We start from the raw sequence: 13,561 nt of genomic DNA, 5'->3' as shown, positions 1-13,561 counted from the left end.
TTTTATGCATCCATTATTGGAAATGAACAATATCGTTAAATGTTTTGGTCCTGTTAAAGCGTTAGATGGCGTCAGTATCAGCTTAAATAAAGGCGAAGTTTTATCTTTATGCGGAGAGAATGGTTCTGGCAAGTCTACATTAATGAAAGTACTTTGTGGTATTTACCCTCATGGCTCATATGAAGGTGAAATTATTTATAAAGGTAAAAAATTAGAACCTAGAAATATCTCTGACACTGAACAATTAGGTATTGGCATTATTCATCAGGAGCTCACTTTAGTTAAAGAATTAAGTATTCTTGAAAACCTATTTCTTGGCTCTGAATTATGTAAATTTGGCATTATGGATTTTGAGTTAATGCATTATGAAGCCGAAATATTACTTAAAAAAGTAAGACTCTCTGTTTCCCCAGAAACCAAAGTGGGTGACTTAGGTGTTGGTCAACAACAATTAGTAGAAATAGCAAAGGCATTGTCTAAAAATGCCAAATTATTAGTGTTAGATGAGCCTACTGCTCCTTTAACTGAATCTGAAACAGAAATTTTATTAAATCTGGTCACCGAGTTACGAGATTCTGGCGTGAGCTGTATTTATATCTCTCATAAGCTAAGCGAAGTGAAGAATATTTCAGACAAAATATGTGTCATTCGAGACGGTGTTCCTATTGGTACACGGGAAGCAGCGGATATGACAACCGACGATATTGTGACAATGATGGTTGGTCGAGAAATGAAGCAACTATTCCCACGTGAAGAGCATGATATTGGAGAGGTTATTCTCGAAGTTAAAAATGTTAATGCATGGGATAAAGCTAATTCAGCGATACCTAAAGTAAGGAATGCCAGTTTTGAACTACGTAAAGGAGAAATCCTTGGGGTTTCAGGTTTAGTTGGTGCCGGCCGTACAGAGTTAATGGAATGTTTGTATGGTTGTTATCAAGGTAAACACGAAGGGAAATATTTTTTAAATGGCCAAGAAATTAAAACAGCAAGTAGTCGAGATGCTTTAGTTGCTGGCATTGCAATGGTACCGGAAGATCGCAAACGCAACGGTATTGTACCTATTATGTCTGTTGGTAAAAATATGTCACTAGCTGCTCTTGATCAGTTTACATCAGCTGGAATAGTAAATGATACGTTGGAAGCAAATAAGGTTGCAGATAGCGCAAAAAGACTAACGGTAAAAACACCCAATACAGAAATACCGATTAGTAGTTTATCCGGTGGTAATCAACAAAAAGCCATTTTGGCTAGATTTTTAATGGTTACCCCAAGTATTTTAATATTAGATGAACCAACACGTGGTATCGACGTAGGCGCTAAATATGAAATTTATAAACTCATGTTTGAGCTAGTGAAAACCGGGTTGAGCATCATTATGGTTTCATCAGAACTGCCAGAAGTACTTGGTATCAGTGACCGTGTTTTAGTGATGCATGAAGGCATCATTAAAGGGAACTTAGTCAATGAGAACTTATCCCAAGAAATAATCATGAATTGTGCGTTATCCGAAGGAGTTGTAGCATGATAAAGCAAGCAAATGACACTAAAAACACTGCAAGTGTAAGTATTAAAGATAGGTTTAAAAATGTAAATATACAACTAGTTGTGATGGCCGCCGCGATTGTATTTATTATGCTGTTTTTTAGTATTATGACTGAGTGGAGTTATTTAACGCCAAGAAATATCTCTAACCTGTTAAGACAAACTGCCATTACAGGTATTTTAGCGATTGGAATGGTCTTTGTTATTATTAGTGGTGAGATTGATTTATCTGTTGGTTCTCTAATGGGTTTATTAGGGGGTATTGCCGCCATTTTAGATGTATGGTTTGGCTTGCCGTTGCCACTAACTATTATTATTACGTTATTTGCAGGTGTTGTATTAGGCGCGTGGAATGGCTGGTGGGTTGCGTACAGAAAAGTACCTTCCTTCATTGTTACACTAGCAGGTTACTTAGCGTTTCGTGGTATTTTGATTGGCATCACAGATGGTACAACCGTTGCGCCTATATCGGATGATATGAGTGTAATTGGTCAGAGTTACTTACCAGATATGGTCAGTTTAATGATCGGTGTAGGTTGTTTAGCAGGATATTTTGGATGGCAGAAAAAACGTAATGGTTTACGCAAAAAATATCAATTATCTGTACCTAGCACTCAAAGCGCATTAACAAAAAACACCTTAATTGCAGTGGCAGTATTAGTCGCAATTGTTTTACTTAATGATTATCGTGGTGTGCCTACACCAGTTTTATTACTTATATTTTTTGCTTTAGTGGGTACTTTTATCGCGGCTAAATCTCGGTTTGGACGCAGAATCTATGCGATTGGTGGCAATATTGAGGCGAGTCGTTTATCCGGTATTAATGTAGAAAAAACTAAATTATCTGTTTATGCAATGAATGGGTTTTTAGTGGCGATATCTGCTTTGATTCTGAGTTCTCGTTTAGGTGCTGGTTCTCCATCTGCAGGTAATATAGCTGAGCTAGATGCAATTGCTGCTTGTGTTATTGGTGGTGCAAGTATGGCTGGTGGCGTAGGTACTGTTATTGGTGCGGTGATTGGCGCCTTTATCATGGCATCGCTGGATAATGGAATGAGTATGATGGATGTCCCTACTTTTTGGCAATACATAGTAAAAGGTGGGGTATTGTTATTAGCTGTTTGGATGGATAGTGCAAGTAAGCATAGAGGTTAGGATTTAACCAAAGCACTATTGTTTTCAAGCCCAAGGTAGTAATCACTTTGGGCTTTTTTGTATCAATCATTTATTGGAGCGCAGTGATTAACTATAGTGATTAATTGCAGTGACTAACTACAATATTTAACTAAAGTATTACAGTACAGAGATTAATAAGACTTGAAATGTTTAGTTGTTGTGGATCTTTGCTGTTTAGAATGAATTCTCCCTAATAAATTTTGACCTATTATGCGAATATACGTGTTGAATAAAGACGTCCTAATAACAAAACAGATAAGCTTAACCTTCCCTAAACAGTCATTAATTCAGCGAAAATAACATTCAAAGGGCAACTGAACCTAGACTATTAATACCATAATTATGCCGCTCAAATCATTGCTTAGATTCAAATCATAAATGTATTACTCAAGATGTTAAAAAATTCAGTTCAGCCGTAACCTGATTCTGGAGATGTAAAATAAGCTATTGTGAAACTAACCAGTGTCATCACTTGAGAGATTGTTGGTATTGGCTCGTCTTTATTGTACTGCGCGACAATTCACTACAATTCACTACAATTCACTACAAATACGGGGATTAAAAAGGGACATTCAGATGCAACAATGCCAGTAAGCTATTACTGGCATTGTTGATAAGATGGGTATTGGTTTATGGTTATTCTAATTTAAAAAAGATCTTTTAATTGCACATACAGCTTTTGAAATTTTTCACGTTTAGCGCCATAGGCGAGGTGTTTGCTGCTATCAGGTAAGTGCATTTGAACTAATGTTGGAACAGGGCATATCTCTGATACTGTTTTATCTTTTGTCACCCCTAAATGAGCAAGGCGAGCAGCCCCTAATGCTGGACCCACTTCTCCACCAGAACGATAGGCTAATTTTCTATTAAATATATCGGCTAACATTTGACGCCAATAGGGACTCTGTGCTCCTCCGCCGATCAAGGATATTTCCTCAGGATCAACACCTGTGGCATGTAAAGCATCAAGACCGTCTGCTAAAGCAAAAGCAACGCCCTCTAGCACTGCTTTACCTAACTCCGCTCTTTTAGTTTCATGTGTCATGCCAAAGAACACACCTTTAGCATTGGCATTATTATGTGGTGTACGCTCGCCTGATAAATAGGGTAAAAAAATCACTTCTGATGTTGGATTAGCATCGTTCTCAACTTCTGCTAATAGGCTTGCAACATCGGCTGCTCCTGTTAATTCAGCAACCCAGTTCAAGCAAGATGCCGCACTTAAAATAACTGACATTGAGTGCCAAGTAGAAGGCAATGCATGACAAAAACTATGTAATGCAGACTCAGGATTGGGTGTAAAACCATTAGTAACAGCGAAATAAACGCCAGAAGTTCCTAATGACAACATAGCTTGTCCAGGTTTAATGATACCAACACCTATTGCACCTGCTGCATTATCGCCTGCACCAGCTACAACAGGAACGTTGTCCATTCCCCATCGCTGAGCAATGACATTCGATAAATGCCCAGTTACTTGGTTTCCTTCAAATAATCTAGGCATGTTGTCACGTGATAAACCCGTTGCCGCAAGCAACTGTTCATCCCAATCTCTTTTACCTACATTTAACCACATGGTGCCGGCAGCATCGGACATGTCCGATACAAAATCCCCTGTTAATCGGAAGTTTAAATAACCTTTAGGTAACAACACCTTTGCAATTTTTGAAAAACATTCCGGTTCGTGTTTTTGTATCCATTTTAATTTTGGAGCCGTGAAACCCGGCATCATAATATTGCCCGTAATGTCTCGACTATTTGGTACTAACTGTTCAATTTCAAGGCACTCTTTTTCAGAACGCCCATCATTCCATAAAATAGCAGGCCTTAATATATTTGAGTCTTTGTCTAATAATGTCGCTCCATGCATTTGACCTGCAATACCGATACTTTGTACCTTTGATAAGTCATGTTCAGAGGCTAATGCTTTAATTGCTTGGTCTGTGGCCGTCCACCAAGATTCTGGATCTTGTTCTGACCATAAAGGGAAAGGGCGTGATACTGAGATCGCGACCGATTTTGTCGCTAAAATAACATCATTTACATCGAGTAAAATTACTTTTACCCCAGATGTACCGAGATCGATACCAATGAACATGTAATATTCCTTTTACAAATAAAGAATGAGGGTTAATTCAATTTATATAACCGTTTATTTAAGTTAATGACCATTAATGGGGTTATTTTGATGCTTATTATTTACGATAACAATTATGATTTTTAATAGTACGATTCTCTGATTTGTTGATTGAGTGATAGCTCACAAATTGCATAGTAAATGATACTGTTTAAATAGAGCTATGGTACAACACTAGGTTACAGTTAAAAAATAATTGATTCTTAACTTATTGTTTTACTTTAATTTTACTGTTTTTTTATTGTTGAATATTTTAACTTTTGATTTATTTAAAAAGTAAAAAGCATCCTTGATATTTATTTTAAAGAGATTGTTTTAACGTTATAAATGCATGTTTTTATTGTGCCATCGATTCCCAGAGTAGAGTGTTATGAAAAAAAATTATCGTATTGCCCTTTTATTTAATGCCAACAAAGCTTATGACCGTCAGGTTATTAAGGGGGTTGGCGAATACCTACAAGCAACGCAATGTGATTGGGATATTTTCTTTGAAGAAAATTTTTGTACAAATTTAGCTAAAATCAAAGACTGGGTTGGAGACGGCATTATTGCCGATTTGGATGACCCTGACATTAAGTCGCTTGTTTCTACTCTAAATATTCCGGTAGTAGGGGTAGGTGGTTCCTATGAAAATGAAAAAGACTACCCTAATGTGCCATATATCGGTACCGATAATAAAAATTTAGTCGAAACCGCTTTTCTGCACTTAATGGATAAAGGGTTAGAGCATTTTGCATTTTATAGCTTACCCGATGGGCCTACCAATCGATGGGCGGCTGAAAGAGAAAAAGCATTTAAAAGCATGCTCACTAGAGAAAACTATTCAGGTTCTGTTTATAGAGGAAATATAACGACTGCAGAAAGCTGGCAATATGATATGAACCGTTTATCTGACTGGTTACAAAGATTACCAACACCGGTTGGTATTATTGCGGTAACCGATGCGCGAGCAAGGCACTTATTACAAGTATGCGAACACTTGGAGTTAATGGTGCCAGATAAGATTGCAATCATAGGTATTGATAATGAAGAGTTAACACGCTACCTCACCAGAGTGTCATTGAGCTCTGTGGGACAAGGGTGTAAAGCGATGGGATACGCTGCGGCTAAAATGCTGCATCAAAAATTAGTAACACCAGTAGATAATACTTTATCAGTTGATCATCAACTAGCGCAGTTACCGCGCATAATTATACCAGCTTCAAAAGTTTTTGAGCGCCAGAGTAGTGATTTTCAGGCGATTAACGATCCTCTGGTTATTAGAGCGATGCATTATATTCGAAATAACGCTTATAACGGCATTAAAGTTGATCAAGTGTTAGATCATTTAAGAATTTCCCGTTCAAATTTAGAGTCACGTTTTAAGGATGAAAGAGGGCACTCGGTACACCAAGAAATTCATAATGCTAAGCTTAAACGAGCTTGCCAACTTCTCAATTCTACCACCATTGCTATTGCTGAAATTCCAGATTTATGTGGTTATCCATCGCTTCAATATATGTATACCGTTTTTAAAAAAGACATTGAGATGACACCAAAAGAGTACCGTATGATAAATCTACTTGAGTAAAATGTTTAAGCAATATGCCTTATTATTAACCTGTAATATTAATAATAGTTGGTTGTATTCACATAAATCATCAAAAAATAAAAAAATAAGTGTGAGGTTTGCCACGTTAGTTAAATCAGTGAATAGAGCTAACAAATATCATAATTGAATGAATTGCAGAAAAAGAAAAAGATGAGGTGAGTTTAAATAACATCTTTCTTAATCAACCAATGGAATCATTATTATGACTGAATTTTTTAAAAGTGTTTCTCCAATAAAGTTTGAAGGTACAACCTCAACAAATCCACTCGCATTCCGCCACTACGATGCAGAAAAAATTATTCTTGGCAAACCAATGAAAGACCATTTACGTTTTGCCGCTTGTTACTGGCATAACTTTTGTTGGCCTGGTTCAGATGTTTTTGGTGCAGGTACCTTTGACAGACCTTGGCACAAACCGGGTAATGCAATGGACATGGCAAAAATGAAAGCAGATGCTGCTTTTGAATTCTTTAAAAAATTAAGCGTACCCTATTACTGTTTTCACGATACTGATATTGCACCAGAGGGTAATTCGCTAAAAGAATACCAAAATAACTTTGCTGAAATGGTTGATGTATTAGAAGCGAAACAAGCTGAGACCGGCCTAAAACTTCTTTGGGGGACTGCAAATGCGTTCTCTAACCCACGTTATATGAACGGTGCTGCAACCAATCCAAATCCTGAAGTGTTTGCTTATGCCGCTACTCAAATATTTAATGCAATGGGTGCAACACAACGCCTAGGCGGTGATAACTATGTGTTGTGGGGAGGTAGAGAAGGTTACGAAACACTATTAAATACTGATTTGCGCCAAGAGCGTGAGCAGTTGGGCCGAATGATGCAGATGGTTGTTGAACATAAGCATAAAATAGGTTTTAAAGGTGCTATTTTAATCGAGCCAAAACCTCAAGAGCCTACTAAACATCAATATGATTATGATACGGCAACTGTGTATGGTTTCTTAAAGCAGTACGGGCTTGAAAATGAGATTAAAGTCAACATCGAAGCTAATCATGCCACGTTAGCAGGCCATAGCTTCCAACATGAAATCGCAACAGCGACATCATTAGGTTTATTTGGCTCAGTTGATGCTAACCGAGGTGATCCTCAACTAGGCTGGGATACTGACCAATTCCCAAATAGTGTTGAAGAGAATACGTTAGTTATGTACGAAATTCTTAAAGCGGGTGGCTTTACAACGGGTGGTTTCAACTTTGACTCACGTGTTCGTCGTCCATCAATTGATGGTGCTGACCTTTTCCACGGACATATTGGTGGAATGGATGTAATGGCTGCTTCATTAGAGCGCGCTGCGGGCATGATCGAAAATGATATTTTAGGTAAAAATATCGCTAATCGTTATGCTGGTTGGAATGACCAAATGGGCAAAGATATTTTAAGTGGTAAACTTTCACTTGCTGCATTAGCTGAGCATGCGGCTAAAAGTGATTTTCAACCAACACCTGTGTCTGGTGCTCAAGAATATTTGGAAAACGTGGTAAACGGTTTTGTTTTTAAGTAGCTTTAAATAATTTTTAAATATTTTTATCAATAAAATCATAATAAAAAAGGGGCTTAATCAATTGATTAAGCCCCTTTTTAGTTTCTAGTCACTTTAGTCATGGGCAACGTGAACTATTATTAATGGTTTTATATTAACACTTTTATATTAACTAAGAGCCACCGCAGCTACATAATACGCTGACCAGGTTTTGCACCTGAATCTGGGTTTAAAATATGAATATCTTCACCGCCAGGTCCCGCTGCTAATACCATACCTTCAGACAAACCAAATTTCATTTGACGCGGTGCAAGGTTCGCTACCATGACTGTTAATTTACCTTCCAAATCTTCAGGGTTATAAGCTGATTTAATACCAGCAAATACGGTACGTGTTTCACCGCCTAAGTCTAAGGTTAGTTTTAACAGTTTATTAGCTTTAGGCACATGTTCAGCTTTAGCAATTAAAGCAACACGTAAGTCCGTTTTAGCAAAGGTATCAAAATCAATCTCAGCGGCAATCGGCTCTTTGTCTAATTCACTTTGGCTTTCTGCTTGTGTTGCTTCAGCTAATTTCTCTTTTGCTGCTGCATCGGCAGCTGCACTTGCTTTAGACGATTCAACCATAGCTTCAACATGTTTAGGATCAATGCGTTGGAATAAGGCTTTAAACTTATTAATTTTATGGTCAGCTAATGGTGTTTGAATGCTGTCCCAAGTTAACGTTTCATCTAAAAATGATTCACTACGCTCGGTTAGTTTTGGCATGATTGGTTTCAAATACGTCATTAACACACGGAACAAGTTAATACCCATTGAACAGATATCTTGCACTTCAACTTCTTTGCCTTCAACTTTAGCCAATGCCCACGGTGCTTTGTCATCAATGTATTTATTGGCAATATCAGCCAATGCCATGATTTCACGAATAGCGCGAGCGAATTCACGGTTTTCAAATTGCGTTGCAATGGACTCACCGGCATCAACAAACTGTTGGTATAACTCAGGTTCAGAAACTTCTTTAGAAAGTTGACCGTCGTATTTTTTAGCAATAAAGCCAGCTGTACGAGAAGCTAAGTTAACTAACTTATTAACCACATCAGAGTTAACTCGTTGCGCAAAGTCTTCTAAGTTAAAGTCTAAATCATCAACACGAGATGTTAGTTTCGCAGCGTAATAATAGCGTAAACACTCAGGATCTAAGTTTTCAAGATAAGTACTTGCTTTGATGAAGGTGCCTTTTGATTTAGACATTTTCTCACCATTAACACTGACATAACCATGTACATTAACGCCAGTCGGTTTACGGAAACCTGCACCTTCTAACATCGCTGGCCAGAATAAACCGTGGAAGTTGATGATGTCCTTACCAATGAAATGGTAAAGCTCAGCTGTGCTGTCTTTTTTCCAGTAATCGTCAAAGTTAAGACCATCGGTACGATCACACAGATTTTTAAAGCTGCCCATGTAACCGATAGGTGCATCTAACCAAACATAGAAAAATTTACCCGGTGCATCAGGGATTTCAAAGCCAAAGTAAGGTGCATCACGAGTGATATCCCACGCTTTTAAGCCACTTTCAAACCATTCACTTAACTTATTCGCGACTTCGCTTTGCAGCGCACCTGATTTAGTCCATTCAACAAGCATGTCTTGAAATTGTGGCGCATCAAAGAATAAGTTTTCTGTATCTTTCATCACAGGAGTTGCATTAGAAACCACTGATTTTGGATTAATCATTTCAGCTGGGCTATAGGTCGCGCCACAAACATCACAGTTATCGCCGTACTGATCTTCTGCTTTACATTTTGGGCAAGTACCTTTTACAAAGCGATCCGGTAAAAACATCTCTTTTTCTGGGTCGTATAATTGCGAAACCACCTTTTTAGTGATGTAGCCGTTATCACGTAGTGCAAGGTAAACTTGTGATGATAATGCTTTATTTTCTTCTGAATGCGTTGAATGGTAGTTATCAAAACTGATGTTAAACCCTTCAAAATCTTTCTCATGATCAGCTTGTACTTGTGCAATTAATTGCTCAGGAGTGATACCCATTTCTTGCGCTTTCAGCATGATAGCGGTGCCGTGTGCATCATCAGCACAAACAAAATGAATGTTATTACCGCGTAAGCGCTGGAAACGAACCCAGATGTCAGCTTGTACGTGCTCAAGCATATGCCCTAAATGGATTGGACCATTAGCGTAGGGAAGGGCGCAAGTAACAAGGATATTACGATCTTGATTAGCCATTTTATTTGATATTCCTTAAGTCTAAGCGGATTTTTTAAGCCAGTAAGTCTACCCAAAAAACATTATAAATCCCACTCTTATCTAGGTTTCTTGATAGCTAGTAGGTATCAGTATGTATTAAGGCCTATTTTTAATAAGGATGATTTATCTAATGATTTTGATAAACTCACTCATCAATTCAGTTTTAAGGGTTTATCATGCTGTTTAAAAAGAAAACTATCGAACAAAAAGTTTTAAAATGTTTAGAAAAAGCAATTGAAGAAACAATATTTAAAAAATTTATTGAGCAGCGTTTATTAGTTATTAAAGAAGACTCAGCTGAAATCAATTTACGTTTACCTTTCTATGCACCTAAATGGTTAGCTTCTTTACAACAACAAACAGCTGATTCATTACAAACCTTATTCAAACAACCTGCAGTGTGGAATGTTAGCTACAAAGTGCCCACCTTTGAGCACAAAAAAGTGGCCAAAACTAATCCTAATATAAACAACATTATTGCCGTTTCATCGGGTAAAGGCGGAGTGGGTAAATCTACGGTCAGTGTTAACCTTGCTATTTCGTTGGCCAAGAATGGTGCAAAAGTCGGGTTATTAGATGCAGATATTTATGGCCCATCTTTGCCTACTATGATCGGTAAAAAACAAACTAAATCGACCTCTGCTGATGGCAAACTATTAACGCCAATTAGCGCTCATGGCATTGTGGGTAATAGCATTGGCTTTTTAATCGATGATAAAGATGCCATGGTATGGCGTGGTCCTATGGCGAGTAAAGCCTTGCAACAAGTGTTGAATGAAACGGACTGGCCTGAATTAGACTATTTGATTGTGGATATGCCACCGGGTACCGGCGATATTCAATTAACAATGTCGCAAAATGTACCTGTTACCAGTGCAATTATAGTCACAACCCCGCAGGACGTTGCATTAATTGATGCTCAAAAAGGGGTTATCATGTTTAATAAAGTAGACGTACATGTCGCTGGATTAATTGAGAACATGAGCGTTTATTCCTGTGTTAAATGTGGCCATCAAGAAGCAATTTTTGGAACCGGTGGCGGACGAAAATTAGCAGAACAATTTAATTTACCTTATTTAGGTGAATTACCATTACATATTCGATACCGTGAAGATACTGATGCAGGCATGCCAACGGTAGCTAAAGGTGATCTTCCTGAGCTAGTTGATCCGTATTTACACTTAGCTGAACAGGTGGCGATTAATCTATATAAAGACTTACAGCCGACCATTGAGCAAATAAAAATTACAGAGCTGAAATAAGGTAAAGTGATTAATAAATTATCTACCCGTTTATAGAGGAATGAAAATGGCTGAAATTAAATTTTCTAATGCACAAAAAGCCACAATAGTAGATCAAATACAAAAGTATTTTGAAAAAGAGCTGGATCAAGATCTTGGGCAATTTGATGCTGAATTTTTGTTAGATTTCTTTACCGAAAAAGTGGGTAGTTATTATTATAATCAGGGTCTAAATGATGCTAGAGAATTATTAGATGATAAACTGGATACCATTACTGAATCATTTTATGAATTGGAAAAAGTCACTGAATTTGACTAAAAATATTACAATCAGATGTTGATATCAATAGTAGAATAACTGTAACTACTCAGCACCCATTAAAACTGAGTGCTTTTTAGCAAAATAAAAACGTAAATACTCAGGGCTAAGCTATTTATGCTTAGTTCAAGGCGAAAAAGCGCAGTTTAGTAGTTTAAATGAGCACTTTTCAACAAATAAATAGGCTTAAATAGCGACGGCCTGAGTAGTTACGAATAACTTTAAATAAAATGAACCTTATACCCAGTGCCTTATAAAAACACCTTAAATAATGCTTAAAAATAGAAGAAGAGATAATGTCAAGTAGACCTTTAATAGATGAGTTAATGCAAGCCTTGCAATGTTTACCAAGTGTTGGGCCAAAGTCGGCACAGCGTATGGTGTATCATTTATTAGATAAAAATCGTAATGGTGCGCTTAAGTTAAGTGACATGTTAGCAAGAGCGGTAGCCGAGATAGGCCATTGTCAACAGTGCCGTACATTTACCGAAGAAGATTTTTGCTCTATTTGTAACAACCAAAAACGCAATGACAACGGTACTATTTGTATTGTAGAAATGCCCGTTGATGTGGTGGCGATAGAACAAACTGCACTTTTCTCTGGTACGTATTTTGTATTAATGGGGCACTTATCACCACTCGATGGTATAGGTCCAGACCAGCTAGGTTTGAATCTATTAGAAAAACAGATGCAAGCGGGTAAGACTAATGAAGTTATTTTGGCCACTAACCCTACGGTAGAAGGTGAAGCAACGGCTTATTACATCGCAGAAATGGCCAGAAAACATGGTATTCAGGTAAGTCGTATCGCACACGGCGTGCCAGTAGGTGGAGAGCTAGAGTTTGTAGATAGCACCACCTTATCGCATTCATTTACCGGCCGATCAAAGTTATAGCTCCTGTTTGGCCTTGCTTTGCACTTTCCCCCTGTGTCAGACTAGTTGTCACCCCTTAGTTTTCAATTAATAATAAAGACAGGGAGCGGTAATTTAGATTTGAATGAATCAATATTCACCAGAAAGAAAAGAAGCAGTCTTGAGTAAAGTATTACCACCACAATCAAGGTCAGTAGTTGAAGTTGCTAATGAAGAAGGCATACACTGTAGCACTTTATATACTTGGCTAAAAACAGCTCAAAACAACGGTGTAACTATGTCTAACTCAACGTCTTTAACGGCAGAAAAGAAACTTGCGATTATTATTGAAACGAGCTCATTCACTGAATCTGAATTGGCAAAGTATTGTCGTGAGAATGGCTTTTATCCAGAGAAAATAAAGGCTTGGAAAAGTGAGTTTGTGCAAGGCATGCAAACAAAAAAAGTAAGTAGCAAAGCCAGTATTAAAGAGGCTAAAGATGATAAAGCCGAGATCAAGGCATTAAAAAAAGAGTTGAGACGCAAAGATAAAGCACTTGCTGAAACTGCTGCCATATTGGTGCTCAGAAAAAAGTTGAGTGCTCTCTACGACCTGGAGGACGAGGAGAGCTAACGCCACTGCTTGAGCGACAAAAGTTAATTATTCTGATCAATAATGCTTTTACAGCAGGTGCTAGAAAAACAATTGCTTGTTCTGAAGCAGGAATCAGCCTGAGAACCTATCGTCGTTGGATAAAAGAAGATGCTCTGAAGGTTGGAGATAGGCGCCTTGATGCAGATAGACCTGAGCCGAAAAATAAGTTAACTGATGCTGAACGGGCATCAGTTTTAGCGATCTGTAACAGTAAAGAATACGCCAGTTTACCCCCTTCTCAGATAGTGCCTTCATTATTGGATGCGGGGGTG

Annotated in this window: 10 protein-coding genes; 8 read left to right on the top strand and 2 right to left on the bottom strand. The window is 37.8% G+C overall.

Features of this window, described 5'->3' with window-relative positions:
• Nucleotides 1–4 precede the first annotated feature (4 nt).
• Together MT391_RS17395 and MT391_RS17390 are read left to right on the top strand one after the other, a co-directional pair.
• Nucleotides 5–1,528 carry a xylose ABC transporter ATP-binding protein gene (locus tag MT391_RS17395; RefSeq protein WP_166373060.1) on the top strand — a complete coding sequence of 508 codons (1,524 nt, stop codon included), beginning with the start codon at nucleotides 5–7 and terminating at the stop codon, nucleotides 1,526–1,528.
• A complete protein-coding gene (locus MT391_RS17390) occupies nucleotides 1,525–2,700 on the top strand; it encodes a sugar ABC transporter permease (RefSeq protein WP_299668392.1) in 1,176 nt (391 codons plus the stop codon). Before MT391_RS17395 ends, MT391_RS17390 begins: the two co-directional genes overlap by 4 nt.
• Before the next feature lie 667 nt (nucleotides 2,701–3,367).
• Here MT391_RS17390 and xylB read toward each other — a convergent pair.
• The gene (gene xylB / locus MT391_RS17385; protein WP_499499208.1) at nucleotides 3,368–4,819 is read right to left on the bottom strand and encodes a xylulokinase; all 1,452 of its coding nucleotides are present in this window, start codon (nucleotides 4,817–4,819) and stop codon (nucleotides 3,368–3,370) included.
• Between the two features lie 409 nt (nucleotides 4,820–5,228).
• Between xylB and MT391_RS17380 the strand changes: the two genes are divergently transcribed.
• Together MT391_RS17380 and xylA are read left to right on the top strand one after the other, a co-directional pair.
• Complete coding sequence (locus MT391_RS17380) at nucleotides 5,229–6,428, top strand: XylR family transcriptional regulator (protein ID WP_499499206.1); 1,200 nt, start codon at nucleotides 5,229–5,231, stop codon at nucleotides 6,426–6,428.
• Nucleotides 6,429–6,651: 223 nt separating this feature from the next.
• Nucleotides 6,652–7,971: a xylose isomerase gene (gene xylA, locus MT391_RS17375; RefSeq protein ID WP_299668383.1), complete on the top strand. Its 1,320-nt coding sequence runs from the start codon at nucleotides 6,652–6,654 to the stop codon at nucleotides 7,969–7,971.
• A 167-nt stretch (nucleotides 7,972–8,138) separates the two neighbouring features.
• Here xylA and metG read toward each other — a convergent pair whose 3' ends face one another.
• A complete protein-coding gene (metG, locus tag MT391_RS17370) occupies nucleotides 8,139–10,199 on the bottom strand; it encodes a methionine--tRNA ligase (RefSeq protein WP_499499204.1) in 2,061 nt (686 codons plus the stop codon).
• A gap of 197 nt (nucleotides 10,200–10,396) precedes the next feature.
• Between metG and apbC the strand changes: the two genes are divergently transcribed.
• The 4 genes from apbC (at nucleotide 10,397) to MT391_RS17350 (ending at nucleotide 13,268) form a co-directional block, all read left to right on the top strand.
• Nucleotides 10,397–11,482: an iron-sulfur cluster carrier protein ApbC gene (apbC, locus tag MT391_RS17365; protein ID WP_499499202.1), complete on the top strand. Its 1,086-nt coding sequence runs from the start codon at nucleotides 10,397–10,399 to the stop codon at nucleotides 11,480–11,482.
• 46 nt (nucleotides 11,483–11,528) lie between these two features.
• Entirely contained in the window at nucleotides 11,529–11,780 is a 252-nt protein-coding gene (locus MT391_RS17360) for a DUF2164 domain-containing protein (RefSeq protein WP_499499200.1), read from the top strand.
• Between the two features lie 296 nt (nucleotides 11,781–12,076).
• Nucleotides 12,077–12,676 carry a recombination mediator RecR gene (recR, locus tag MT391_RS17355; protein ID WP_166373052.1) on the top strand — a complete coding sequence of 200 codons (600 nt, stop codon included), beginning with the start codon at nucleotides 12,077–12,079 and terminating at the stop codon, nucleotides 12,674–12,676.
• A 103-nt stretch (nucleotides 12,677–12,779) separates the two neighbouring features.
• A complete protein-coding gene (locus MT391_RS17350) occupies nucleotides 12,780–13,268 on the top strand; it encodes a transposase (protein WP_499499199.1) in 489 nt (162 codons plus the stop codon).
• Nucleotides 13,269–13,561: the final 293 nt, after the last annotated feature.

Source organism: Vibrio sp. 1-Bac 57 (assembly GCF_037546855.1).
Classification (GTDB): Bacteria; Pseudomonadota; Gammaproteobacteria; order Enterobacterales; family Psychromonadaceae; genus Psychromonas.
This window is presented reverse-complemented; position numbering and strand designations above follow the sequence as displayed.

Excerpts from the sequence above, each read along its gene's own strand:
- MT391_RS17395 (WP_166373060.1), top strand. The coding sequence starts at position 5 with ATGCATCCATTATTGGAAATGAACAATATCGTTAAATGTTTTGGTCCT.
- MT391_RS17390 (WP_299668392.1), top strand. The coding sequence starts at position 1,525 with ATGATAAAGCAAGCAAATGACACTAAAAACACTGCAAGTGTAAGTATT.
- xylB (WP_499499208.1), bottom strand. The coding sequence starts at position 4,819 with ATGTTCATTGGTATCGATCTCGGTACATCTGGGGTAAAAGTAATTTTA.
- MT391_RS17380 (WP_499499206.1), top strand. The coding sequence starts at position 5,229 with ATGAAAAAAAATTATCGTATTGCCCTTTTATTTAATGCCAACAAAGCT.
- xylA (WP_299668383.1), top strand. The coding sequence starts at position 6,652 with ATGACTGAATTTTTTAAAAGTGTTTCTCCAATAAAGTTTGAAGGTACA.
- metG (WP_499499204.1), bottom strand. The coding sequence starts at position 10,199 with ATGGCTAATCAAGATCGTAATATCCTTGTTACTTGCGCCCTTCCCTAC.
- apbC (WP_499499202.1), top strand. The coding sequence starts at position 10,397 with ATGCTGTTTAAAAAGAAAACTATCGAACAAAAAGTTTTAAAATGTTTA.
- MT391_RS17360 (WP_499499200.1), top strand. The coding sequence starts at position 11,529 with ATGGCTGAAATTAAATTTTCTAATGCACAAAAAGCCACAATAGTAGAT.
- recR (WP_166373052.1), top strand. The coding sequence starts at position 12,077 with ATGTCAAGTAGACCTTTAATAGATGAGTTAATGCAAGCCTTGCAATGT.
- MT391_RS17350 (WP_499499199.1), top strand. The coding sequence starts at position 12,780 with ATGAATCAATATTCACCAGAAAGAAAAGAAGCAGTCTTGAGTAAAGTA.